22 protein-coding genes and 1 other RNA gene are annotated in these 25,971 nt (G+C 46.2%); 10 read left to right on the forward strand and 13 right to left on the reverse strand.

Annotated features, from left to right (window positions below; translation table 11 throughout):
- Positions 1-2 precede the first annotated feature (2 nt).
- Positions 3-1,127 carry a BamA/TamA family outer membrane protein gene (locus NF212_RS12270; RefSeq protein WP_434356008.1) on the reverse strand — a complete coding sequence of 375 codons (1,125 nt, stop codon included), beginning with the start codon at positions 1,125-1,127 and terminating at the stop codon, positions 3-5.
- 9 nt (positions 1,128-1,136) lie between these two features.
- Positions 1,137-2,018 (reverse strand): TonB-dependent receptor, encoded by an 882-nt coding sequence (locus tag NF212_RS12275; protein ID WP_434356010.1) that lies wholly within the window; start codon positions 2,016-2,018, stop codon positions 1,137-1,139.
- A gap of 234 nt (positions 2,019-2,252) precedes the next feature.
- On the opposite strand from NF212_RS12275, the gene NF212_RS12280 reads away from it, so the two are divergent.
- The 7 genes from NF212_RS12280 (at position 2,253) to NF212_RS12310 (ending at position 11,280) form a co-directional block, all read left to right on the forward strand.
- The gene (locus tag NF212_RS12280) at positions 2,253-2,882 is read left to right on the forward strand and encodes a TetR/AcrR family transcriptional regulator (protein WP_434356012.1); all 630 of its coding nucleotides are present in this window, start codon (positions 2,253-2,255) and stop codon (positions 2,880-2,882) included.
- A 108-nt stretch (positions 2,883-2,990) separates the two neighbouring features.
- Positions 2,991-3,087: signal recognition particle sRNA small type (gene ffs / locus NF212_RS12285), an RNA gene on the forward strand.
- Positions 3,088-3,266: 179 nt separating this feature from the next.
- The gene (gene gmtY / locus NF212_RS12290) at positions 3,267-4,730 is read left to right on the forward strand and encodes a gamma-mobile-trio recombinase GmtY (RefSeq protein WP_434356014.1); all 1,464 of its coding nucleotides are present in this window, start codon (positions 3,267-3,269) and stop codon (positions 4,728-4,730) included.
- Positions 4,731-4,737: 7 nt separating this feature from the next.
- Positions 4,738-7,329 (forward strand): gamma-mobile-trio integrase GmtZ, encoded by a 2,592-nt coding sequence (gene gmtZ, locus NF212_RS12295; protein ID WP_434356016.1) that lies wholly within the window; start codon positions 4,738-4,740, stop codon positions 7,327-7,329.
- Positions 7,322-7,984 (forward strand): gamma-mobile-trio protein GmtX, encoded by a 663-nt coding sequence (gene gmtX, locus NF212_RS12300; RefSeq protein WP_434356018.1) that lies wholly within the window; start codon positions 7,322-7,324, stop codon positions 7,982-7,984. Before gmtZ ends, gmtX begins: the two co-directional genes overlap by 8 nt.
- A gap of 711 nt (positions 7,985-8,695) precedes the next feature.
- Positions 8,696-10,264, forward strand: a complete 1,569-nt coding sequence (locus NF212_RS12305; RefSeq protein ID WP_434356020.1) for an ATP-dependent nuclease — start codon at positions 8,696-8,698, stop codon at positions 10,262-10,264.
- A complete protein-coding gene (locus NF212_RS12310) occupies positions 10,249-11,280 on the forward strand; it encodes a hypothetical protein (RefSeq protein ID WP_434356022.1) in 1,032 nt (343 codons plus the stop codon). Before NF212_RS12305 ends, NF212_RS12310 begins: the two co-directional genes overlap by 16 nt.
- 238 nt (positions 11,281-11,518) lie before the next feature.
- Here the strand turns inward: NF212_RS12310 and NF212_RS12315 are convergent, their stop codons facing one another.
- Complete coding sequence (locus NF212_RS12315) at positions 11,519-13,363, reverse strand: ATP-dependent nuclease (RefSeq protein WP_434356024.1); 1,845 nt, start codon at positions 13,361-13,363, stop codon at positions 11,519-11,521.
- 228 nt (positions 13,364-13,591) lie between these two features.
- Positions 13,592-14,146 (reverse strand): recombinase family protein, encoded by a 555-nt coding sequence (locus NF212_RS12320; protein ID WP_434356026.1) that lies wholly within the window; start codon positions 14,144-14,146, stop codon positions 13,592-13,594.
- Positions 14,147-14,340: 194 nt separating this feature from the next.
- On the opposite strand from NF212_RS12320, the gene NF212_RS12325 reads away from it, so the two are divergent.
- From NF212_RS12325 to NF212_RS12335, 3 genes are all read left to right on the forward strand, one after another.
- Positions 14,341-14,976, forward strand: coding sequence for a hypothetical protein (locus NF212_RS12325; protein WP_434356028.1), 636 nt, complete (start codon positions 14,341-14,343; stop codon positions 14,974-14,976).
- Positions 14,973-15,680 carry a hypothetical protein gene (locus NF212_RS12330; RefSeq protein WP_434356030.1) on the forward strand — a complete coding sequence of 236 codons (708 nt, stop codon included), beginning with the start codon at positions 14,973-14,975 and terminating at the stop codon, positions 15,678-15,680. The genes NF212_RS12325 and NF212_RS12330 overlap by 4 nt, the downstream gene beginning before the upstream one ends.
- A gap of 840 nt (positions 15,681-16,520) precedes the next feature.
- Complete coding sequence (locus NF212_RS12335) at positions 16,521-16,934, forward strand: phosphatase PAP2 family protein (RefSeq protein WP_434356032.1); 414 nt, start codon at positions 16,521-16,523, stop codon at positions 16,932-16,934.
- Between the two features lie 11 nt (positions 16,935-16,945).
- Here the strand turns inward: NF212_RS12335 and NF212_RS12340 are convergent, their stop codons facing one another.
- The 9 genes from NF212_RS12340 to torT all read right to left on the reverse strand — a co-directional run bounded on the left by NF212_RS12340 (position 16,946) and on the right by torT (position 25,795).
- Positions 16,946-17,587 carry a hypothetical protein gene (locus NF212_RS12340; RefSeq protein ID WP_434356034.1) on the reverse strand — a complete coding sequence of 214 codons (642 nt, stop codon included), beginning with the start codon at positions 17,585-17,587 and terminating at the stop codon, positions 16,946-16,948.
- 228 nt (positions 17,588-17,815) lie between these two features.
- On the reverse strand, positions 17,816-18,793 hold the full coding sequence (locus NF212_RS12345) for a biotin-dependent carboxyltransferase family protein (protein WP_434356036.1): 978 nt from the start codon (positions 18,791-18,793) through the stop codon (positions 17,816-17,818).
- On the reverse strand, positions 18,783-19,658 hold the full coding sequence (locus tag NF212_RS12350; RefSeq protein ID WP_434356038.1) for a 5-oxoprolinase subunit B family protein: 876 nt from the start codon (positions 19,656-19,658) through the stop codon (positions 18,783-18,785). The genes NF212_RS12345 and NF212_RS12350 overlap by 11 nt, the downstream gene beginning before the upstream one ends.
- The gene (locus tag NF212_RS12355) at positions 19,655-21,028 is read right to left on the reverse strand and encodes an acetyl-CoA carboxylase biotin carboxylase subunit (protein WP_434360880.1); all 1,374 of its coding nucleotides are present in this window, start codon (positions 21,026-21,028) and stop codon (positions 19,655-19,657) included. The genes NF212_RS12350 and NF212_RS12355 overlap by 4 nt, the downstream gene beginning before the upstream one ends.
- A 24-nt stretch (positions 21,029-21,052) precedes the next feature.
- Positions 21,053-21,295, reverse strand: a complete 243-nt coding sequence (locus NF212_RS12360; protein ID WP_434356040.1) for an acetyl-CoA carboxylase — start codon at positions 21,293-21,295, stop codon at positions 21,053-21,055.
- A 37-nt stretch (positions 21,296-21,332) separates the two neighbouring features.
- Complete coding sequence (pxpA, locus tag NF212_RS12365) at positions 21,333-22,061, reverse strand: 5-oxoprolinase subunit PxpA (RefSeq protein ID WP_434356042.1); 729 nt, start codon at positions 22,059-22,061, stop codon at positions 21,333-21,335.
- A 44-nt stretch (positions 22,062-22,105) separates the two neighbouring features.
- Positions 22,106-23,164 (reverse strand): ABC transporter permease, encoded by a 1,059-nt coding sequence (locus NF212_RS12370; protein ID WP_434356044.1) that lies wholly within the window; start codon positions 23,162-23,164, stop codon positions 22,106-22,108.
- Complete coding sequence (locus NF212_RS12375; protein ID WP_434356046.1) at positions 23,154-24,686, reverse strand: sugar ABC transporter ATP-binding protein; 1,533 nt, start codon at positions 24,684-24,686, stop codon at positions 23,154-23,156. Before NF212_RS12375 ends, NF212_RS12370 begins: the two co-directional genes overlap by 11 nt.
- An 11-nt stretch (positions 24,687-24,697) precedes the next feature.
- The gene (torT, locus tag NF212_RS12380) at positions 24,698-25,795 is read right to left on the reverse strand and encodes a TMAO reductase system periplasmic protein TorT (RefSeq protein ID WP_434356048.1); all 1,098 of its coding nucleotides are present in this window, start codon (positions 25,793-25,795) and stop codon (positions 24,698-24,700) included.
- Positions 25,796-25,971 lie beyond the last annotated feature (176 nt).

The raw sequence follows: 25,971 nt of genomic DNA on the forward strand, positions 1-25,971 counted from the left end.
TATTAAAACGCTTCATTGATATGGAAATAGAAACCGCTGCTGTCTTTACCTACCCCAAAATCAAAACGGACATTGATACGGGGTTTAAATGCAAAACGGTAGCCAAGGCCTGCCGTAGGCAACCATGTTTCTCCAAACAGTCGCCCTGCATCCGGTGCAATGTTACCTGCCCCTACCCAGGCAACCATGCCATGGCGCGCATTAAACTGGTGTCTCCACTCCACCTGGGCAGAAAGTTGGTACCGGTCTCGGTACTGGCCAACATAGTAACCACGCATACGCTTGTCGCTGCCAAGCTCGGAATAGGCATACCAGGGAATATCCCCGGTTACACCCTGCCCATACACATCCCAGGCAATAATGCTTTGTGGAGAAACCCTTAAATACTCACGGTAATTCAGGGTAACTCTGTCATAGTCAAAGTCAGAGCCAACAGCGTCCCGGTAAGTCACCCATTCAAGGCTTAGCAACCGCCCTTTTTCAGGATTGGGCTCAAAATCCCTGCTGTCATACTCAAGAGCCAACACCGCACCACTGCTGGTTGAATCATTAAGCTGACGGCCAGACAAAAGCGGTCCGTCTGACTCCTGTTCTGTTACCTGCTGGAAGTCCCAGCCAAGGGTAAAATAGGTTTCTGGCAAAAATTGGTAGGAGATTTTCGGTGACAATTTAAGTATCTGTGCTTCCTGTTTGGTTTTGTTACCACTCTGCTCTGCGGCTTTGCGGCCAACACCCCAGTAATAACCGGGGGCATGGCTAATCCAGCCATCTGCCAACAAGCGAAGCGTATCCCCTTTCAGGTAGGTACGGTTTTCCACTCCCAAGCCGTAAGAGCCAGACGTAGAAACATAAGACTTCACTGACAATGTGGAATAAGGGGTCGTGTCCACCCAGTCGCTGGGCGCATACAGGCCTACAGCAGCAACGCCAAACCCAAAACCCTGCTCTGGGTTCACAAACGGGCCCGGTAATACGCCCCAGTCGATACCGTCTTCAACATCAATGGTTTCGCTTGAACCCAGCTCCGTCAGCAGGTTATCCAGCCAGTCCTGTTCCTCTCCTTCAGCCGCAGCCACACTGAGAGGAAGGCACAACCCCATTACAGCGAGAGATAATTTCGGATTCATGGTTGCCTCTTAGTAGCGCATGTCAATTGAAAGAAAGATACTTTTTCGGTCACCAAGGCCTGCTTCTCCCAGCAGGTAAAAATTGGGATTAACCTGATATTGCATACCAACAATCGGGTTCCACTTGGTAGTAAGACGTTGTTCAACATCGAAGCGACCATTTTCAACGAGGCCTGCTATCTCTTTAGGTAAACCGAGATCAGACAGTTTTCCAGACAGTGACTGTTCAACATCCTGATACATAGCCCCAGCCCACAGGCGCAAGGGAACCCCCGTAGAATGGAAGTCGTACCCAAAGCGAGGGGACACCACAATAGCGTCAATTGAACCGTCAATGATCGTAAGATTGGTTTTAGTAAAACTGGCATCAACCAGTCCAAACCAGTTGCCATAACCTCCTGCTAGAACTAGGCCACCACCATACAAGTCTCCATCGAGATCCAGTTTGAAACTATCAATCCGGTGATTAATTATTTTTTCTTTTCCAAAAATTTTGGTTTTAACCGAAACATCAACTGAAGTTTCTGAATAGCCTTTCATTTTTCCGACTAGGGCATAAACATTCAAAAAAGGAAATAACCAAACGTCACCTCGAAGAGATAGGACGTCGCTGGTTTGTTTACCAGGTTTTGCCTTCATATCAATGCTTTCAATTTTCAGGAGATTACCGACCCCTAATTTTGAGTAATCCAGTCCAGATAACCCGATTGAATCAACCGCAATACCCTGCTCCAAACTCATATAGCTAAGATTAAAACCAAAAGGCTTAGGCAAGACATATCCCAACGCTTCCGCTTCTTCTTTCCAGATTGGAAGTGAAAATGATTGCGCCCATCCTGTGGATGCAGTGAATAGCAGACAAAGAGACAGCAGGCGTAAAAACGAACTCATTAAACAGCTTCCAAGTACCACAAGCCAATAAACGAAAAGCAATAAGCCGAAGAAATATCATTCACAAAACTATTCATATGCAGAATTAATGTTTTATTTATTCCATTTTTCAACATATAAGTCCAAAACTGCACCTATCATACTCACCGGAAGCAAAAAGTAAACTTTCGAGTGTACTTTTTCACATTGGACTGATAGATTCCCATCCAATCCGAATAACGAAGCAATACGTCCATGAAAATCAGCGAGAAAAAACACTTGGCTATTGTCGAAGCTGCAAAACAGGAATTTATCGAATACGGCTTTTCATCTGCAAACATGGACAGATTGTGCACCGCAGCCGGTGTCTCAAAACGCACGTTGTACCGGCATTTCCAGAGTAAGGAAGTACTGTTTACTGCTGTCTTGCAGGCAATCTATAAAGAAAATGTTCAGTCGGTCAGCTATGTGTTCCATCCTGAACAAACCCTGTTGGTTCAACTTTGTTCGATCATTGAAGATGAGATCCACACGCTCCACTACCGTTACGGCATACCGCTCAGCCGCATGATCCTGAAGGAATTTCTCGCGAACCCGGAACTGGCCAAGCATTACCTGGATGCCATCTATGACAATGACAACATTCTGCAAAACTGGATAACTGAAGCGATCCAACACGGCAGGATAGCCAACAGTACCAATACTGAATTAGCATCCAGCCTGCTCAGTAACCTTTTCCACGGTCAGTTTTTCTGGCCACAAATAGTGGCGCATCGACCTTTGCCAGAAGCTGCAGAGCAACAAAAGAAGATCTACACCATTGCTGAAATGTTTATTCGAATGTTTGCAAAAGACCCAGAGAAAGAGTTGCTTACTACCAGGTAGCGCAAGAAATCATCAATCAGACCAAGGCAGCTTGCTTTTAGCACCCCATTCCCACATAATGCGCTCCGTCAGCTAAGGAATGCTTGGTTGATTCGTCAATGGAGGCTCCGTTGGTCCTCCCGCAACGCTATCTTGTGTACTTGGTCAGGCCCGGAAGGGAGCAGCCAGCGCTTGGGACGTGTGTGCCGGGATGTGGCTGGCGGAGCCTCCACCCGTTTTAGCCTCTGTGTTTCTGACACCATAAGTTATATCTATAGCTGTTAGAACTGTACTAGATAACATTGAAAGCCAGAGTTAGGTAAGTGCCTAGGTCTGGCTTTGTTGTTAGATTTATAGTGATCACTGTACTAAACCTACTAAAACAGATTTACTCAAAGTAGGTTCATGGCTGAGATCGTTAAAGTCACCGCTCAAGTTAAAACTGATCACTCTGGTTCATTGCTGGAAGTACCAGTACTGTTAACCAATCAAGGTGTGTTCGAGCCACTACTTGAATACATCATCAGTAAGTCGCATCAAAACAGTCTGCCATGGATGAATCGAGCAGTGTTTTCATGTCAGTTGCTTCTGGAGTACATGGAAGCAAACAGGGGGCTATTCTCAGAACCCAGTAAGTTGTTCCTCTCGTTCGTCCAAAAGTTATCAACGGGCACGATTGGTCAGAACGGTTTAGACCCCTCACAACTCTATTGGCTGCCTCGTTCCGTTTCCAATGTAAATCAACTTCTCTCCTCACTAAATGGATTAACGGATTGGTTGTCTCTCCAATCTCAAACGCAAAGCCTCAACCCCTTTGAGGAAGCTTCGAGTCACCAAGAACGCTTGAACTACGCCGCATGGTTTAAACGGAATCAATACAACTTTCTTGGCCACATAAAAAACAATGCATTACCAGAGATGCTTAAAAAAGTCCGAAAAGTTCGTGGAAAAAAAGACGTATTGAAAGTTGATGGTGATGCCATTTCGTTTCCCGAGACCCTGTTTAATTCCTTTTTTATTGACGGGGTCGGCTCAGCAAGAGATGTCCGGGTTGCAGTAAGAGACCAATTGATTTTGCTTTTAATGCATGGAACAGGGGTGAGGGAAAGCGACGCTTTGCACTTGTGGGTCGATGATGTCTTTCACGATCCAAAAAACGAAAATAGTGTTATCGTCCGTTTGTATCACCCTGAAGATGGCAAAGCACCGCACAACTGGCGAGGGCGAAAGAAGCAAACCACAAGAGCAGCATATTTAGCCGAGAAGTATCATCTTAGGTCTCGGAACAAACTCACCGGAACAGCGCGGGTTGGCTGGAAGACACGCGTTGTTGATGATTCTGACAAGTTTATTCACTTACATTGGTTTCCGACCTATTACGGAGAGTTATTCTCTAAACTTTGGCAACAATACCTGCTGTATTTGCTTCCTTTAGAGCGGTCCCATCCATACGCGTTTGTGAGTTTTGCTCATGGATGCGTAGGACAAGCCTTCACCTTGAATGCCTTCAATCAAAGTTACAAAGCAGCAATGGCCAGAATCGGTCAAACGGTCTCAAAACCTTCCGGGCGCACACCTCATGGCCACAGACATGCTTATGGTCGTCGCTTATCTAATGCCAACGTCGATCCTTTGATTATCAAAAAGGCACTTCACCATTCGTCATTAGCGTCGCAGTCCGTTTATACCCAACCGGGCATCCGTGATGTAACCCAAGCTTGTGACGAAGCAGCCTCTCGTCTGGATTCACAAATCCATGCTGATTTTCGCCAAGACGTAGAGTTGAGTTGGAAAGAAATCATGAAAACGGGGTTTGAAGATATTGACCCTGATGGTTTCTTCTCAGGAAAGTACCCCAAGTTTCGCTAGGTAATTTATGAAATCAACTGATTATGAATTTCAATGGTTTACCGATAAGAACGGGTCAGGTTGGGAAACTTGGCGCGAGCTGGCTTCAACATGGCTCCACGGAAAGAAGTATGGTATCGACCACAAGCGGAATGCCATTGCACGTTTTTTGGATGAATATCTGGTCTCCCAATTTATTACTGACCCCGTTGAGCTCTTTGATTTGGGGCCGCAGGACTACGCTAAATTCCTGCATAAGTTCGAACTCTCTGAAGGGTATAGAGTCCGGCAAAACAATGAAGTTTGCTCGTTTATAGACTGGATCATTGAGAAGTACTATTCGCAACCAGATGACAATGGTGATCCCGTCGGGATGTTTAAAAATCCTTTTCTTCGTTCAAGCAACCCGGTCAACAAACAAGAAACTGCCTACAACACACTTCCCTTCTACTACATAAAAAAGCTCAGAAATATTTTGTGTCCAAGGCCCCGCGGGAATTTATCAGACTGGACGTGGGCAATCGAACAGTCAGACCTTTTTATGCACAATGGGAGGCACACGAGAGACTGGTTTATCGTTTCAAAGGATCTTATTGACGAAAAAGACCCTGATTGTGTCTGGCGGAAAGTGACGCTGGATAAAGATCGACAAATCCGAGTTGATGGGAGCTTGCGACGTTTCAATGCTGGGGATTCGTATCATGTTTTGTGGTCTCCTGTTCGAGCAATGACGCTGTATATGAAGTTACAACTGCCACTACGAACCTATCAGGTGCGTATGCTCGATTCTGGAGAGGCTGATACGTGGCGGTATGACAAAGGCCAGTGGATTCCCAACAAAACCAATGAGTTTGTAGAAGGTAGCGAAAAGCGTCCGTGGCAAAAAGGGGTGATTCATCGTCTCGTTACACCCGATATCGGTGATGTTATGACGGGGCTTTATATCAATACAAATAAGACTGCGGACAGAAATAAAGATGAAATCAGCCGTGGGTATGTGATCCCCTGGGAAAATGAAGATGTCCTCTATTGGCTTGAAAAGCTGAGGAACTGGCAGGAAAAATACAACCCAATCTCTCTGCCAACGTCCATTCATGAACTCGACTACAAACATTTTGGTAGTACTAAGTCCGATACTCAGCGCGACGAGATTGGGAACATCTGTTTTCTCTTCCGCCACGCCTCTTCTCCTCTGAAACGGGAAAGAAAACTGCCAATCACATCAGGAGTAATCAACACGCTATGGATTGAGTTGCTTAGGCAGCTAGAAGAGAACACATTTAAGGCTCAGCAAACACTTACAGATGGAAGTAAGGTGCGCTTTATTGATCCTATTAACCCAAGAAAATCGATGTTCCCACTACATTCCTTGCGTGTTTCACTGATTACTTGCTACACCCTCGAAGGCGATATTCCAACGCCAGTACTGTCAAAACTGTTGGTTGGTCATACTCGTTTGATCATGACGCTGCACTACACCAAAGTAACAGCAGTAATGATGGCAAGGAAAATGAAGCAAGCTGAGGAGAAAATATCTGCCAATGATGAAGAAAGCCTCCAAACTTTTCTTGCAAACAAGTCGATTCAAGAAATCGGTTTGCAAGCGTCCTATAACGATATCGAAGCATTACAAACAATCTTAAGGGTTAGGAACCCAGCAGGCTGGCAGGAGAAATCAATCGGAGTGTGTTTGGCCGGTGGAAACACATCATCGCTGCCAGAAAATGTGTGTGTACCAGGATGCTGGAATGGTGGTGAACGACTAAAACGTGCCAATCGGAACCAGTCAGACCTATATGGACCCGTGCCACATGGGTTAGAGAATTGTGTTCGCTGCCGATGGTTCATTACGGATTTGCGTTACCTGCCCGCCTTATCTGCCCACTTTAACAATCTGAGTTATCACGCTTCTGAAGCAGCAAAACTGGCTGCGGAATTAGAACAGCAACTCTCTTTGCTACTCGATGAAGAGTACTTTTGCGAAATCAGGCAGCAAGCATTCGTGAAACACGAAGAGGTGCATGCTTTAGAGCGCCGTCTAGAACGACAGCAGACGGATGCAGATGAGTATTGTAAGGATCTCGTTGCCTGTTTTCAGATCATCAGAAAAATCGTGGCCTTGGAAGGGAAACGAGAGCAGGGTGATAACAAGGAGAAGATCGTTGCAATCGGATCTGAAGAAGAAATTTCTCCATTCTTTGGCTTTTTGGATACGGAATCTGAATTTAGACAGCTCATCCAGCTTTGCGATGATGCTGAGGTTTTTGCTGATCTGCGTGACGATTTGCGAAAGTCATCTGCCATTGCTCACCGAAGTAACACGCTGAATGTGATGCTGATGAAATCGGGTTACATACCTTTTCTACTGCAGTTAGATGCTGAAACACAACTATTGGCAGGCAATGCGATGGTGAACGCAATGATTAAGGCGATGGATGAAAGCGACAAAAATAGGGCGATGACGAAATTGGCAGGATACCTGGATGCAGAAGCGTATTTGCACGATGCGGGGCTGCTGGAAGCCGGAGTGAGAGGCATTGAGGCAAAAACAGGCATCAACATATTACGGTTGTCTGACTTATCGAGAAGGGATTCAGGGGGGATTGAGAATAATGGCTGAAATTGTTCACCCAGATATTATCTTGGAAGAGCTTTGCTCAGAGGCGACGTCAAGAACGGAAGCTGCGCTAAGAACTTTAAATGAAGTTCTTGCCGATCAGAGCAAAACAGAGCCATTAGATTTCTCAATAGCGACGGTGGGAAAGCTTTGCAAAGACAGAGGGGGACCTTCTACTCAAACCATTCGTAATCGAACAGGAAAACACTTCCAGCAACTGATCGACGCGTGGGCAGCATATTCTGGTACAACTCGTAAGAAACCGCTCTCCGTTCGTCAAAAACAGCTTCTAAACAGCAATGACCAGCATATTCTCGATTCTATCGATGATCCTGTTGTTCGAGCTGTTGTTGGCTCTCTCATTGCCGAGCGGAATAAATATCGCGACCAACTGAACGTACTTAAAGCCAACTCGGACATTGTTATCGATAAGACGCAACCGAGAGAGCAATTTGAAGAAGCTCGTTCCTCAGTAGTCTACCCAATGACGCCCTTGGAAGTGGAGGCGATTCGTGATGCTATCTCAGATGACAAAATGAAAGAAATGGAATGGGTTGTTATGCCAACAGGACAAGTCAAAGACAAAGATGGCCTAGAAATCTATCGTCGAGGCTATGTACATGTGCTGAACAAACTGCTCGAAAAGCAACGACCTTGAACCCTCACTAAAACATATTCATTTGTCGTCCTTTGGCAAATCCGCAATGATCTTTGCGAGTTGCTTTTTCTGGTTGGAAGACAATTTTGAAATCGTAATTGCCAAGTCAACGGATTCTTCGTCCTAGCAAAAGAAGTAGTTTAGCGGCACACCAAGCGCATTGGCTATGAGCTTTAGCGTATTTACATCGGGTGTAAGGCGTCCTTTGGCGAGATTCATTCCGAGTAATAAAGTATCATACCAGACAGCAGCATAGACGTCTTTGCGCTGCTTTCCTTAGCGAACTCCTGCCCCTTTTCCATTTACGAATTTTCTTCACATATCCCGAAGAACACAAACTTTCCATTACTTAAACTAATCTTTTAACCCTGACCCATTTGGCATGAGAATTTTGGCTATTGTTGCCTGATTAATCAGTAACCAATAAATTTTCCACGCGATCAAAGTCAAGCCCTGCTTTATGCACTTTATGGTACATTTCCGCTAAAAGTTTTAGACAATAATGGCATGTTGCGTGCCGAGAAGCGAAGGGCGGTAGCTTAGGATAGTTTTGCCTCATTTTGAGTTTGACTGCACACTCAGGCTCAACTGGGTTATAGCCATATTCCTGGGCAAACAAGATTGACCAGAAGCATATGTGAGAGTACATATGTTTATCGTTTTTTTAATGCTGGCAAATCAATAAAAATAAAAGCTAGACAAAGGTTGCTTATGACACACATAGTTAAGTTAAGGTTAGAGAACTTCAAAAGATTTAGGGAGTTATCAATACCTCTAGATGAAACTAGGAACGTAATTCTTGGTGACAATGAAGCAGGTAAAAGCTCAATATTGACAGCCATAGAATTGGTACTTAGCGGTAGTCGGAGTCGAGTAGAATCTATTGGTATCGAAAACTTAATGAACGTTGATGCTGTTAATGAATTTCTCTCTCTCGATATTAAGAGCATTGATAAATTACCAAAAATTCATGCAGAAATACATTTGAATGAAGAAGGTAATCTTGATCTATGTGGAGTCAATCATCTTGGCTCAGGTGAAGTTAACGGGATACGGTTAGTATGCGAGCCTGACCTTGAGTTCGGTAACTTGATTCATGAGGTTTTATCTTTAGATGAGAATAACTTCCCCTTTGAATTTTACTCCATTAAATTTTCCACTTTCGCTGGTCAGCCATATTCTGGCTTTCGTAAACTTCTGCGATACGTGACCATAGACAGTGCAAACATAAATACTGACTATGCGCACTCCCATTACATCAAAACAATGTATGAAGCGTCTGTAGCTAACTCTGAAAGAGTGAAGCTTCAAAATGAATATCGTCAACAAAAACTGAATTTTAGGGATGAGAACCTAAAGCTAATCAATTCTGGTTTAGACGATTTTGATTTTTCGATTCGCTCTGGTTCAAAGTTCAACTTAGAAACTGACTTAACCATAACTCAAGACTCCATACCTATTGAAAATAGGGGTAAAGGAAGGCAGTGCTTCGTAAAGACTGAGTTTGCGCTTAGAAAAAAAGAAGGTGGTAAGGATATCGATGTAATCTTACTCGAAGAACCCGAAAACCACCTAAGTCATACTAATATGAACGAGTTGGTTAACAAAATCGAACGCTCAAGCGGTAGCCAAATTATCATCGCGACTCATAGTAGCCTAATCTGCTCCAGGCTAGATTTAAGAAAAGCAATACTTATAAATAGCTCCTCTACGGTGCCTTTATCGCTCAAAGCACTCACGCCAGATACAGCTAAATTTTTTATTAAAGCACCGAACAATAATATTCTTGAGTTGGTTTTATCGAGTAAGGTAATTTTAGTTGAAGGGGATGCTGAATACATACTTGTTGAATCGCTATACGAAAGTGTTACAGGTTCAAAATTAGCTAATGATGGGGTGCATGTAATTTCCGTAGGCGGTACAAGTTTTAAAAGATACATGGAACTGGCAAGAAACCTGAATGTTAGAATTGCAGTTATAAGAGATAATGACGGTGATTTTGAAGAAAACTGCGTTAGTAATTATGAAGGTTACGTGACCGATGATATTAAAGTCTTTTCAGATGCGAACGATAAGAGATACACCTTTGAAGTATGTATTTATCAAGATAATCAGCAGATATGTGATGATTTATTTTCTGGCAGGCAAATAAAAAAATCGCCCCTAGACTACATGCTAGCAAACAAAACTGAGAGCGCATTTAAGCTATTAGACAAAAAGGCTAATATTGTTAAAGTTCCTAGTTATATAGAAAAGGCATTTGAATGGATAAGACAGTAGTTCTTGCTGTTGCAGGTGCTGGAAAGTCGAAAACAATAATCGACAGACTTAGCGAAGATAGTCGTTGTCTCATAGTTACTTACACGGAAAGCAATACGTTAAATTTACAAAACAGAATACTAAAAAAGTTCGGTTCTATACCTAAAGGAATCAGAGTATACAGCTACTTCACATTCTTGTTCTCATTTTGCTTTCGACCAGTTATTGGAGATAAAGCGAAGGGCATTAATTTTGCAAAGAAACTACCCGCAAAAGCCCAAATGGCAAAAAAAAACACAAAGGAGCACTTTATTGACGATGGCCGTAGAATTTATTCTAGTCGAATCGCAAAACTCTTCACTCAGTACCAAAAGACTGGGGACAAATTATGCAGGAGAATAGAGAAATACTTCGATTTGGTTTGCGTTGATGAAGTGCAAGATTTTGCAGCTAATGACTTTAATCTCTTGTTGAAATTAGCTGATGCAAACGTAGAATTACTATTACTTGGTGATTTTTTCCAACATACGTTTGATACGAGTCGAGATGGTAGAATCCAAGAGAATTTGCATAAAAATATGCAAGAGTATAAAGAAAAGTTCAAAAGTGCTGGGTATAGTATTGACACAAAATCACTTCTTAAAAGTCATAGATGTAGCCCGTCTGTTTGTGATTTTGTCTCTAGGAAAATTGGTATTGAAATCGAGTCCCATAGAGAAGATGAAGTACAAGTAACTTTCATTGATGATTTAGAAAAAATCGATGAACTATTTCAAAATAATAGATTGATTAAACTTTTCTATAGTAATAGTGACAAATATCAAGGGTACACCAATAATTGGGGGAATACTAAAGGCTTAGACGATTTTGACGATGTATGTGTAGTGCTAAATAAGACAACGCTCACCAGTTTTAAAAATGACAAGTTAAATGAGCTTAAATCGACGACAAAAAATAAGCTATATGTTGCATGCACCAGAGCTAAAGGTAGTCTGTTCTTTGTTCCTTATCATATGGTTGCAAAGTTCAAAATTTAATGTTCCCGTGCATAATATTTTATAGCGCCACCTCATTTATTTCCTAGCCTCGTGTCAGGCCGATCTGTTCTGGCACGTTCATGCCCCAATATCCGCTAGTACAAATACTCTACAAATTTGAGAGGCGTGCGTTTTCCCTACAAAATCTAATCTGGTGTTAGAATGGGCAAGGAATGTTCATTTGGGTTGTAAATATATTGGATATCGTTTTTAAAGGAGGCTGTACAGCCTCCTATAGTTAGTTTGGCAATTTAGGAATAACATCTGGGAATGAGTTTGCGAATGAGTCAAACTTATCGCTTATCTGTTCTATTGCATCCCATTCAACGGCTCCTGAAGGAAGTTTGATTTTGTCTTGTGTAACAATAGCTAACAACAAGCTTTCAACGGTATTGTAGATCTCTTCTTCTTTCATTTTAGCAACAGCATTCTCAGGTTTGCCTGCTGAAACTGGCTCATTGAAATAAGCCGTTTCAAAATCAATAACTGAGCCAAACACTTGGCTGTATTCTGACATTTGTTCAAGAATTTTACTGTTGTTGGTCCATGCTGGATTGTTTTCAATATTAGGCTTTCTTTCCTTTTTATTCGTCCCTTCGACTTTCATTAGTCGGTATTTAAGGATTTGCTTGGTGTCAATATCATGAAGTACGAAATAACTTTTTTTGAAGTGGTTGAGAATTTTCATGAACATTGAAACTTGCACTTTGCCTCCACAGCGAAGGATGAACAAGTTATCAAAAGTCGTATCACCTTTTTCTTTATAATCTTTGATTATTTTACCAAATGCAGTGTATTCAGTATCTCCTTCAACTAAGAAAACCTTGCCGCCAAAGAAAAACTCCATTACATCTGGGTTTAGTAAGTTAAACAATTTCAACGACTCTGTTTCATCTTCAGTAAAGTTAATTTGATCTGGTCGAAAAATTGTTGTTGCTTCAACCTCATCATTCGAATTGTTCTCTACTCGAATAATCTTAGTATGATCACGTGTTAAGTCGATAAAACTTGGAGAGTGAGTTGTTATCATTACTTGCCAGTTTTCATTATTTTCGGCAAGGTTATATAGCATGTCTCTTGTATCTCTACAGGCTGAAGGGTGTAAACTTAATTCAGGTTCATCCAGTAGTAGTAAATGTGACTTGTAATCACCCAACTGATTATATTTCTTTGCTTTTTTTCCTTTCCCAGAAGATTCATATCCCATTTCAGCGATTTGTTTCAGCACAGACCAAAGCAATGTCCTTCTAGCACCGCTACCATGATGACTAATTGGGAACACCTGTTCTCCTTTCCCAAATCGTACATCTACTTCTGAAGAATCAAAAATCTTCAGGTTAGAACTGGCAATTTCTTTCTCACTAATGTTTATTTTTAGTTCATGGCCAGGGATTATTTTGGAAGCGTATTGAGAAATTTCTTTAGCTAAGGTTCCCAGAGTCTCGGTGCTTTGTTCTACGAACTCTTTTTTTAAGGACGACATTTGTTCGTACAAAGTCGAGTAATCTGCATCTTGCTTTGTTGGTTTGAATTTTCTAACTTGTTCTTCTAAGAACACATCAACTAAAATGCTTTGAATTGCTTCAGATTGTTCTTCTGGATTACTAAACGTGCCTACTAAATGTGCCTTAGGTCTATTCTTTTTAGAAGCACCGTCATTAGACCATGGCATTCTTGGTTTATCAGTATCTTCTGCAAAACGCCCCTCTTTTACTAAGTACCCATACCTAAAAGGCGCTTTGTCTTTCTGTTTCCAAATGAAGCGTTCTTTAATTAGATAAGAAGTTTCTTCGGTTTCATTCTCTTCTGGTGTGTAGAAATGATCACTCGGTTTATCAGTTCCTGAGCAACGTGTGTGTATCTCTACAGTTGGTAAGGCGTCTTTATCCAACACTCGATTATGAAAATCATCTAAACCAAGTGGTTCGCTGTTCACTGCTGAATGATAAGCCTTCAGTATTGTACTTTTACCAAAATTGTTCCCACCAACCAAAATGACTATATCGTCTAATTCAATCTCGACAGGCGTGGATCCAATTGAGCGAAAATTGCTCACCAATAATTTTTCTAATCTTACTGCCATATGCCCTCCAATGAGTATGGCGGCATTATAGTGTTTATCTGCTTGTTAACGAAATAACATTACCTAATAGTCTGATTTTGCTCGCTCTTTATTCGTTGCACTGTAGATGGATTACAACCGCCTGATCTGCACCATTGATATTGGACATAAAGCTAACGACTTTCTATACCTGTAGTTATCCATGAGTTGCTAATTTAGGGAAGTCATTGGCAAACTTTTGTCCCAATGCTATTCACCGTGTTCACGAATGGCTTTGTAAACGGTATTGCGTGAAACGTTGAAAAACCTAGCTATATTCGAAATCGACTCATGGTTTTGGTACATGGCAATAATCTGGTTTTTGATAGAGGTCGCAGTGGGTTTGCGACCTTTGTACTTACCCGCTGCTTTAGCGGCAGCGATGCCCTCTAACTGTCTTTCCTTCCGGATGTTGAGCTCAAACTCAGCGAATACTCCTAACATATCGAGAAACGCTTTCCCTGCGGCAGAATCAGTGGCAATTGGTTGTTCGGTCGCTCTCAGTTCTATTTCTTGCTCCTTGAGATAAACAACCAATTGCTGAAGGTCTATGACTGATCTGGCGATTCGGTCAATACGGGTAACGAGCAGCATGTCTCCAGCACGAAGATATTTCTTTAAGTCGATGAGTCCCTTTCTGCGAGTATCGCTACCTGATGCTGTGTCAGAAAAGATCTTCTGACACCCAGCATCTTTCAATATCCGAATTTGCAGCTCCAATGATTGGTCTTGCGTCGATACGCGGGCATATCCCACCTTTGCCATGGCATTTGCTCATTTAGAATCTAGACTTAATGAACATAGTGTTGATTTATCCGATTAACCACCCTAAATGAACAGACTTCGCAGATATTCTTGTCGTTCAATTAGGGTATACCCCACATGAGCAGCCATCTATGACCATCTCGCTATCCGAAGACGTTGTACTGACCAAAAGCACGAAATATGGGAAATGTTTCATGCGAGTAATCGTAAATGAGGATGATGGGATGGTGACTCTTAGAGATATTCAAGAAGGGACCGAATATCACTTTACGGGAAATCGTTTGGGTGAACTCCTCGAACAGCGCGTACTGGAAACCGCACAAGAAGATGAACTCGCAGCCATTACCCAAAAGCTGAAGAACAGTTTGCCGCCGGCTGAGGCTAAGTTAAATCGGGAAACGCAAAGGCGGATCGACTATGTAAAAGGGGCGATTGATAGCGGGATGTCGTTGGGGTCAATGAGGAAGCTCAGTTGCTATATCAGCATAAAGTCTCTCGAATTGGTTGACTCAACTCCTCCGAGCCCAGGAACTCTGTATAGATGGATTAAGGCTTATACTACCAGTGCGTCGAATGAAGAGAGCCTAGTTCCGAAAACGCAGAGATCAGGGAACCGTAACGCGAAGACTAGTCCAGAGAATGTTCGAATTATTGAGGCCACTCTAGACAGATTGGGAAAAGGTGAGAAATATTCAACGCTATACCGACAGTATTTAGGGGTATTGGCCTCAGAGAACGAACGGCGCTTAAGGGTTCAGGAGCCTCGTTTGGTGCCTGTATCGATGGAAGGGTTTAGAAAACGCATTAGACGGAGAGTGGAGCAACAATGAACTTCCGAGATCCAGAACTTGTGCTGATTAAACGTTTTCGAGGAGGCAAGTGCTCTTATTACCAAGTCAGTTCAGTCGACAATAATGAAGTCACCATCAAAGACATCGAGCATGGCGGACATTTCTCTTTCCCTAGAACTAAAATCGAAAGGCATATCTTAAACGGCATATTGATATGCTCTACTGCAGATAACGTCCCAGACATAGTTTTCGTCAATCCCGTTCGAAAGCGTGAAAAACCCAAAAGCATCCGAAATGAAGCCAGATATGAGGCTGAGATGGAGCGACGTTACTCGTACGTAAAGGCAGTTCTTGATTCAAGTGTTCCTGCATACACAGAGAAAAGGCTAGCTCCCTGGATTAAAGACTTCTCGATATCCATAGATGATAATCACCCGCCAAGCTGGAGAACCTTGGCTAATTGGGTAAGCCTGTTCGTGAAATCTGGATGGAAAAAGCAGTCACTAAAACCAGCCCACGCATCAAAAGGAAACCGGGCACCAAAAACTGATAAAGAGGTATCTCAACTACTTGATCAGGTCGTACGTGAGCACCTTAGAAAGAACCTACAAATCAATTACACCAAGGCTCACAACGATTTTCTTTTGCGCGTTGAAGCGTTGAATCAAGCGCGCACTGATAAGGGCTTGAAGCCCCTGAAGCCTAGTGGTTATAAAACTACGGTGAGGCGGCTTAAGAATTGATTGTTTGATACATTCTTTGTGACGATATAAATCAATCCAAACATGGTCGACTTAGTGCTCCTAAATGAAAGGCGTTTTTAACGGTTTCCGTGTCTCCGAGCGACAAACATGCGCCTGTCAACATCAATAGAGATGTTGGGCGTTTGCTCTCGGGCATTAAACCGCAAGGTGGAAGATGCTAGTCCAGACAGCCTTATCAAATTTTAGTATTTTCTATCTATATACTAGAGTAATACTATTTTTTGTGCTTTTAAAACAGATAGATATGAATATTGGTAGTTAGTGTGCTATCAATTTATAAGATGGTGTCGGCGACACTCTGAAAAATTAGCCACCATCAGTGCACCGCATACCATCCTTTGATTTTCAGTTCCCTAATTTATTTACCCACAACCCCAATAAGCACTCAATTGCTTAATATCTCAAATTATCAAAAATATAATACGTCCGATTTTTGCATTTTAATTCACTTTGCACCCATTTCATTTACGTCCATGAATTAACTTGAGTTCACTAAAACACATATGCAATAAAAACATTATATTTGTTGCATTAATCCAGTTCAAAATTAATCAATAAAGTACTAAACCAGTATCGAAATAATATTTTATTTATTTAATATCAGCATTAGCCCTGTAAATAATAGGGCATATAAATAACGCACTATTAAATTAGTTTAATATTAGAGGTACTATGAGAAAAGGATTATCTCATTGGGTTTTTATTACGCTTTTTTTTGTGTCATTAAATACTCATGCAAATTATAGAAACGCAGACAGCGATGACTTTGAAACTTTCGGTGATATTACACAGGTTGCTGTTCCACTGACGGGCGCGCTAATGGCGTTTTTTAATGACGACTATGAAGGTCTGATTCAGATGACCGAAGGTGCCATATATACGGCAACTGCAACGCAGGTGTTAAAATATACCGTTCGAGCTAAACGGCCGAATGGTGTCAGTCGCCATTCCTTCCCGTCCGGGCACACCAGTGCTGCCTTCCAGGGGGCTGCGTTTCTGCACTTCCGATACGGTTGGGAATATGGGCTTCCTGCCTATGCCCTGGCATCATCTGTAGGCGCATCACGGGTAGATGCCCATAAACATTACTGGCGCGACGTCATTGCAGGCGCCGGGTTAGCCATAGGTATTCAGTATATGGTGACCGAAAAGGGGTACTCTATCTCTGACTTCATCCTGACCCCCTACACTGACGGCGAAACCTATGGCCTCGCCGGGCAATTTAAGTTCTAATCTTCGCGAACTTATTCAGGATCATATTGAAGGGAAACAAGAAAGTGGACGGCGGTGTTAGGCAACTCAAACGAGCCACCATCAAAGTCCACTTCCGCGTAGGAGTAAGTCATCTTCCCTTCCAGCCCAACCAGAAAGTCCTCTCTGAAGCGGTATGTTTTCTCAAGTGACAATTGCGCACTGGGACCGGCAAGATGATAGCCGCCACTGACTTTATTTCCATCAATCGTCATATCTGGATGGGGTACCACAGCACCAAGGCCAATACGGCCAAGCCATGAAGGACGAAACTCAATTGCCCGGTTCAGATAAACAAGGTTATAACCATGGGTGACTTCAAGGCTGCTTACACGGGAATTATTCAGGCCTGAGGCATAGAGTTTATGGTGAAGAAGCTCCAGCTCCCATCCTTTGTTTTCCTGCCAGTACCCAAGTTTTAAATCCCAATAAAACGGCATTTGGAAGGGTTTGGTATCAAAGGATAAAGTGCCGAGGTCTATATCATCCTGTCCATCCAGCTTTAATTTCACATCCTCTTGATAGTTTAATGCCCCGCCAAGGCCGAATGAAAAAGAGAGTCCTTCTTTAGCAAACGTAGAAGGAGAAACCAATAATCCAGACAGTACTATTGTAATTACTTTCCCTTTTTTCATTATGCATTCCTTTTCAATGGCTTTGAAATAAGACTACACGCACCTACTCTATTTATTTCATTTCAAAAGTGAGAATACTATTATACGACAATAAATAAAACCTGTTAGACACAGGAAAAGAAAATGGCTGCAATATGCAACCATTATTCTTATACCCAAAACGTTTCAATGTGTGTGAATGCACCTTGGAGTGGTTTGGGAATATCCTACTTAGATAATATTAATTCCCTATCTTAATACTGCTCTGGCTTTTTCCAATCTATCCCGGTATTCAGCTCTGGCCGCCAGTGCTTCTTCCAGGGTTGTTGAAACAAACCGGGCTTTAGTGTTGGGCTGCATCTGGCCAATTAAATCCAGATCCGACGATATGACCGTTCCCAGCATAAAGTAACCGCCACCGGATACCGCATCCCGGTGCAAGATAATAGGTTCTGTACCGCCCGGAACCTGTATGGAGCCATAGGGGTAACAGCCATCCACAATATTAGACGGGTCCGAACCTGCACCAAAAGGCTGCTCACGCTTGACAAAACCTAACGGGTTACCACCACGGAAACGGTACCCGATTCGGTCAGCTTCCGGTGCAACCGTCCAGGTATCCTCAAAGAATTGTTTTCCAGATTGCTCTGTCACCCGGTGCCAATACAGGCCTGGGACAACCCTTAATGCGGTTTCGGCATTCACTTCCCGACGAAGGCTCACCGGTAAAAAACGCCCGGCTTTATCTTTACTGACATTCGACTTACCAAGAGGCAGTATGTCCCCTTCAGCCAACGTCCGGCCCTGGTGGCCGCCCAGTGCGCCTAATGTATAGGTTGAGCGACTCCCCAGCACTTCAGGCACATCGATGCCGCCACTGATGGCGATATAGATCCGCGCACCGGCTTTTAAATGGCTGAAGCTTAATGTTTGCCCGGCCAGAACATCAAATGATGACCAGGTATCCTGGGCGACACCGTCCACCATAGGGGTCATTTCTGCACCGGTAACTGCCACGGTTACAGTGTGTTCAAACTGTAACTTCGGCCCGACGAACACCGCCTCCAGGGCGGCAGCGCCTTCATCATTTCCTACCAGCAGGTTGGCACAGCGAAGCGAAAAATGATCCATCGCGCCGGAAACAGGGATCCCCAGATGGAAATAACCGGGACGCCCAAGGTCCTGAACCGATGTCGCCAATCCGGGATGCAATACATTAACGGTCATTGAGCACCTCCAACATTTCCGTGTTATATGCGCTAGGGTCTGCTTCAAAATCGTCCAGGGAGAACCGGACCGGGTGAATACGGGGTTGGTAACTGCCGCTTTCCACCGCCTCGCTTACCCGGTCAAATTCTTCCCTATCTACCGGCATGAACTTGACGATATCCCCCGGTTTAAAGAACACCATAAAATCACGGAGGTAACTGATTTCCTGCTGGGGATCGAAAATGGTCAGGGGGGTAATACCGAACATCTGGTAGCCACCGGCACCACGGACGGAATAGATACAGCTGAAGCAACCTCCGTAACCGACGGTGTGCTTGGGCGTATCCGTTCTTGGCCTCAGGTACTTGGGCACCTGGATTTGCCGTGCGCGCTCCACCATCTGGTACATAAACGGCAGGCCGGACACAAACCCCACCATAGTAACAAACCAGGGTGACCCGGCATGGGCATCAATAAAGGCATCAACAGACGGATAACCGTTGATCTCAGCAGCAAACTCCAGATCGGTTTTATCCGGGGTCTGGTGGCGCTCACGGAAACGCATCAGGGTTTCCTGGGTCCATGGGTCGCGGTAAAACACCGGTACCTCAATCACCCGGGTATCAATTTCCTGTTTGCCCTCCCCGGCGGTCTTTTCAATATCCTGTAAGGTTGCCAACAGGTCATCCGGCGGCAGGATATCCGGATTAAATTTCACCTGGAAGGAGGCATTGGCCGGGCAGATTTCCGTAATGCCATCCAGTTGCCTTGTTTTCAGCGTTTCCGTCATCGACAGTGCCTTGAAAAAGGCAGCCAGTGACATTTCCTCATCAACTTCGACGAACAGGTGCTCGTCCCCTCCAAAGGAATAGCGGGTCTTCATCCTTGTTCTCCTCGCAGTTTAGCGCTGTCAGACACCAGCCATTGTTCCAGCCATTTTGTGTGAACCCTGCCAGCAAGCACGTCTTTGTCTTCGGCCAAAGCCTGATGGAGCGGCTTGGTTGTCTTGACACCTTCAATACTGAATTCCTCAAGCGCCCTTTTAAGCCGGGCGATGGCCTTCTCCCTGTCGGTATCCCAGACGATCAGCTTGCCCAAAAGGGAGTCGTAAAATGGCGGGATGGCATAGCCGTCATAAAGCAGGCCGTCGAACCGTATACCCGGGCCTTCCGGCAATGTCAGTGAAGAAATGGTGCCCGGGTTGGGCATAAAGTCCATGGACGGATCTTCCGCGTTGATCCTCACTTCAATGGCATGTCCCCGGCACGGGATGTCGGTCTGTGCGAATGGAAGCGGCAAACCCTGGGCGACGGAAATCATCTCCCGGATAAGGTCAACGCCGGTTATCCACTCAGTAACCGGGTGCTCCACCTGAATCCGGGTATTCATTTCGATGAAATAGAATTCTTCGGTCTTTTCATCAAAAAGGAACTCTACAGTCCCTGCGCCGCAATAATTAACCGCTTCTGCCAACAGCACAGCCGCCGCACCCATCCGCTCCCGAATCGGGCTGCTTAGCGCACAACTTGGGGCTTCCTCCCAGACTTTCTGGCGTCTGCGCTGAAGTGAACACTCACGTTCAAAGAGATGAACTGCTTTCTGCCCGTCTCCCAGTACCTGTATTTCGATATGCCGGGCACCCAGTACCAGCTTTTCGAGGTACAGGCCGCCGTCACCAAAAGCGGCTTCCGCTTCAGACTGGGCAGGGAAAAACTGTTCTGCCAGCTCCGTTTCATCATTGGCAACCCGGATCCCCCGCCCGCCGCCTCCGGCAGAGGCTTTTATCATCACCGGGTAACCAATATTCGCTGCAATTTCCCGTGCAACGTCCAATGTCGCCACTCGTCCCTCACTGCCCGGTACTGTGGGTACACCTGCATTGGCGGCAGTTTCCCTGGCCGTGGCTTTGTCTCCCATCCGCCGCATGATGTCACCTTCCGGGCCTATAAATACCATGCCGGCTTCAATGACAGCATCAGCAAATTCTGCATTTTCAGCCAGAAAGCCATACCCCGGATGGACAGCATCTGCCCGGGTATCCCTTGCCGCGGCCAATATGGATTCAATATTCAGGTAAGACTTGGCTGCCTTGGTTGGCCCGATACAGATAGCCTCATCAGCCATCCTGACCGCCAGGGATTCTTTATCCGCATCGCTGTAAACCTGAATGGTGTGAATCCCCATTTCCCTGGCAGCCCGGATGATTCGCACCGCGATCTCACCCCGGTTTGCCACCAGCATCCTTTTAATCAACATGTCGCCTCCTGTACCGCAATATCAGCCTTCCAGCGTTATCAGCGGCTGACCCGCCATCACCGGGTCTTCATTTTCCACCAGAAATTCAGCGATAACGCCCCCGGCATCAGCCCGTACTTCATGGAAGGATTTCATTACCTCTACCAGCCCGATAACCGTTCCTTCTGAAATGGTATCCCCCACTTCAACGTAAGCTGGCTGGTCAGGTGAGGATGAGCGGTAAAACACCCCGGGTAACGGTGAAACTATCTGTGGTTTGTCCATTAACGTCTCCTTGTTGGCAGTCCTCAGCGGTATCCCTTTAAGTGGCGGGCACCAAATGGTCGAGTTTTTCCCGCACCGCCCTTGCCACCGCAGTGGCATTTGGCGTGTCGGAATGAACACAGATGGAGTGGGCAGTCACCGGGATATCCTTCCCGTTAACGCTGGTCACAAGCCCTTTCTCCACAGCACGCAGGCACTTTTCTGCAGCGGCATCCGGATCCGTCAGCCCATGCTCACGGGTAATAATCAGCCCACCGTTGTCGTCATAATCCAAATCAGCAAAAAATTCGGCAATAAAACCCACACCCCGAGAGGTAAAGACGGACTCATGGCGGGTACCACTCAAGCCCAACACAGGAAGCCGGTAATGCTCCGCAACATCTGCAACCGCATGGGCGACCTCTTCTTCCCGGGCCGCCATGCCATAGAGCGCACCGTGCGGTTTAAGGTGCGCCATAGCGATTTCGGCCATTTCCAGAAAGCCCTTCAGCGCACCTACCTGGTAGGCAATCAAATTCGCCAGCTCATCCCGCCCGATTTTCATCTCCCTTCGGCCAAACCCCTGCAAGTCAGGCAGGGAAAAGTGAGCACCCACTTTAACGTTATGTTTTTTAGCCAGTTCCACCGTGGCTTTCATATGGCTGGGGTCGGAGGCATGAAAGCCGCAGGCGACGTTAGCCTGGGTGATATAAGGCATCAGGGCAGAATCATCTCCCATCTTCCAGATACCAAAGCTCTCCCCCATGTCACTGTTAATATTAATCATCAATTTTCTCTCCAGTCCGGCAGAATGCCTTTTCTGTTCCCCTTTTAAGATTCCCGCATATTTTCCTGCATCCGCAGGCGTATCTGATCAGCCACGACTGCAAGAATGAGCAATGCACCAATCACAACGGTCTGCAGATACGACTCCACCCGCGCGAGATTCATCCCGTTTTGCACCAGGCCGATAAAAATCGCGCCCAACACGACATTCTCAAGCCTCCCAACACCACCCCGCAGGCTGACACCGGCAATGACACAGGCTGCAATGGATTCAAGCGGCATGGCAGCCCCAATATTGGCCTCCCCGGTATCAAGACGGGCGGTAAGGAGTATTCCCGCCAGGGCAGCAAAGGCAGCGCAAAGCAGATAAGCAGTGAACAGCACTTTTTGCGTATTGATACCGGACAGGCGTGCTGCTTTGATATTGCCGCCAACAGCATAGAAATAGCGCCCCAAACGAGTACGGTTCACCAGAATGCAGGCAAGGCTGATAGCTATGGCTGCCACAACTACCGGGGCGGGAAGCCCCAATATGGAACCAAACCCGAAGGTGTCCCCAAACTCGACAGGCATCCCGTAAACCGGGGTTCCGCCGGTCATGTAGAGCGCGATACCGAAGCCGACTGAGGCCATCCCCAACGTCATCATGAAAGGCGACACCCCAAGCAGTGCGACACCGGCCCCGTTAACCGCACCAATCACCATGCCCGCAGCCATTCCGGCAATAACGCCAAGGATGATTGCCAGCCACACCAAGTCAGGCATTGCCGCGTAACTGGCTGCCATGGCAGATGCCCCCACCACCGATGAAAGCGCAATCATGGTGCCGACAGAAAGATCAAAGCCCCCGGTCAGCAACACCACCATCTGCCCTACGGCAACCAGCGTCAGGTAAGATGACTGGCGCACGACGTTCATCAGGTTGCGCGCAGTGAGGAAGTTATCCGACACGGAAGCGAAGATAACCACAGCCCCCAACAGCAGAAACGGCAATACCCCCAGCCGGACAAACCAGCGCCTCAGCAAATGTCCCGGACGGATCCCGCCAGAGCGGGACAGATTGGCATCAGCCGGTATGGCCTGGTTGTTCTGTTCAGATCTCATGTTCAACTTCCTGTTGTTCATTGGCTGCCGGACGGTCAAAGAAATGCTCCAGCAGGTTAGATTCCGTAATTTCCGCGCCTTCAAAATGAGCGCTCACCCGGCCGTTGTGCATCACATATGCCCGGTGACACAGATGCAGGATTTCCGGTAATTCGGAGGAAACAATCACTACCGCAGCGCCGTTCTTGCACAGCTCTCCGATAAAGGCATAAATTTCAGCGCGGGTGGCAACGTCCACCCCAACTGTAGGTTCATCAAAGATGTACAGCGACACCTCCCGGGTGAGGCATTTCGCCAGCAGTACTTTCTGTTGGTTCCCCCCACTGAAACTCGATACTTCACGCTCAGTGTCCATGGGGTAAAGCCGCAACCTTTCTGCGAGTGTGCCCGCACACTGCTGTTCATGCCGGAGGTTTATCAGCCCGGAAAGCACCTGGAATGAAGGGGTATCCAGCGCACCAAGTGCCATATTCTCCCGCCCGCCGCGCATCATCATCAGCCCCTCTTCCTTGCGATCGCGCGAGTTGTAGAAAAGCCCCCTTTCCAGCATTTCACGTGGTGTAAGGCCCGTAACATCCTTCCCGTCGAACCGGATACTTCCCTCTGTGACACGTTCAATGCCAAAACACGCACGCAGGGCTTCTGATTTTCCGCACCCTACCAGCCCGGCAAAGCCGACGACCTCACCCGTTTGAACGGAAAATGTGGCGTCCCTCACCAGTCCATCTGCCGTTGACAGACCCTTTGCCGACAGCAGAACCTGCCCCGGTTTCCAGGGAATATCCGGGTAAATCTGGGCAATTTCCCGGCCCGTCATCATCTCGACCAGCTGCTCTTCGCTCACCTCAGCAACATCAACAGTGCCGATATGCTTTCCGTCACGAAGGACAGTGATCCGGTCAGCGATCCGGCGGATTTCAGCCATCCGGTGGGTGATGTAAACAATGCCTACGCCTTTCGCTTTCAACTGCTCCACCAGGGCAAACAGCTGTTCTGTCTCCTTTTCAGTCAGCGAGGCGGTTGGCTCATCCAGGATCAGGACGGAAAGATCACTGCGCAGCGCTTTGGCAATCTCGACCATCTGTTGACCGGCCCGGGAAAGGGAGCCGACTGTAGTCCCCGGGTTTAACCCGAAATCCAGCCGGGCGAGCTCCCTTTCCACCAGGGCACATTCTTGTTCCCGGTCAATGAGCCCATTACGGACAGGCTCATCTCCCAACAACAGGTTTTCTGCCACGGTCAGGGTTTCCACCAGTGAAAACTCCTGAAACACGGCACTGATCCCCCTTTTCCTTGCTTCCTGAACCGAGCGAAGTGACACCGGCTCACCCCGGCAAAAAAGCGCGCCGCTGCTTGGCTGCGTCACCCCGGCCATCAGCGAGATAAGCGTTGATTTCCCTGCACCGTTTTCGCCAAAGAGCACATGCACCTCCCCGGCGTTAACAGTCATGCTGACACTGTCCAGCGCCAGCACACCCGGATACTGCCTGGAAACGCTTTCCAGTCTGAGTAGCTCCGTCATTTCAGGCTCCATTAAGGTTCTACCGAAAAGGTTGGCCGGAACCCATTGGGAGCAAGGGAAGTATCACGTTCGAACGAATTGATGTTGTCACCGTCAATGACATAAAGTTTGGGGCCGACATGCCTGAGGTAGTCTTTGCCTTCAAGGATCCTGACCGCCTGGTCTATGGCTACCCGGCCCTGGATCACCGAAGAGTCGGTAGGGGCAGCAAGGATTTGCTGGCGACGGATCCCCTGGTAAACGCCCGGCGTGAAGTAGTAAGACATGATGTTGATATCACCGGCGAGGCCACGGGCACGAAGCAGGCCAACCGCTGCCTCGGCGGTAACAGCAGTACCGACGATGTATTTGATATCCGGATGGGCTTCAAGGGTGTCCTCCACCAGCTTGAGCTGGACTTCCTTGCCGGTATCACCGTATTTGGTTTCTACGACCTCAATGGCTGATCCTTTGATGGCATTCTGGAAGCCCTCATTCCCCGCTTCTACCCAACCTGCTCCCGGAGGCCCCGGGAACCACGCGACTTTTACCGTCTCTCCGCCAGTGGGATGGCGCTTGGCAATATACTCCCCGGCTTTAAAGCCCATTTCCCCGAAAGAGACCAATGACTTGGCACTCAGTTCTGGTGATGACATACCGTTGACGATGTCGATAACCGGAATGCCTTTTTGCGTCAGTGACTTAACAAGGTTATTGAGACCGTCATACGAGATGGCACCAATCACCACCGCATCCGCTCCGGCAGATACGCAGTCTTCAATCTGGGAGATCTGGTTGTTGAGGTTGGTATACCCGCCGGCTTCCACCAACTGGACTTTCACGCCGGTCCGGCGCGCTTCATCAACAATGCCGTAATTAACCGAAGTCCAATACGCATCTTTCAGGTGCGGGAAGGAGACACAGATATCCCACGCCTTATCGGCTTTGGCGACCGGCTGGTAAGTCTGCTGCGTACGCGGGCTTTGCATGTTAAAAGCGGGTTCCCAAACCTCTACCGGATAGGGAAACCAATCAGAGGCACTGACCGAGGTCGACACCATAAATGCCGCCGCCACCGCTGTTTGAATTGCTTGTCTGCTGTAAACCTTTCCGAAGGTATTCCTGTTCATACTCGCCATCCTTGTCATGGGCGCAGAGATGCCCTGTTTGTTTCAGCTACTTCAACTGCATTCCCGAATCCGGCAATGCAAGACGTTAAATTGATGTTACAATCCGGGAAGCGTTATGTATAATTCTGAGTTTTTAATAGCAATATCATTTTTTCAGATACAGAAAGACTCGAATC

The organism is Parasalinivibrio latis (assembly GCF_036825535.1).
GTDB lineage: Bacteria > Pseudomonadota > Gammaproteobacteria > Enterobacterales > Vibrionaceae > Parasalinivibrio > Parasalinivibrio latis.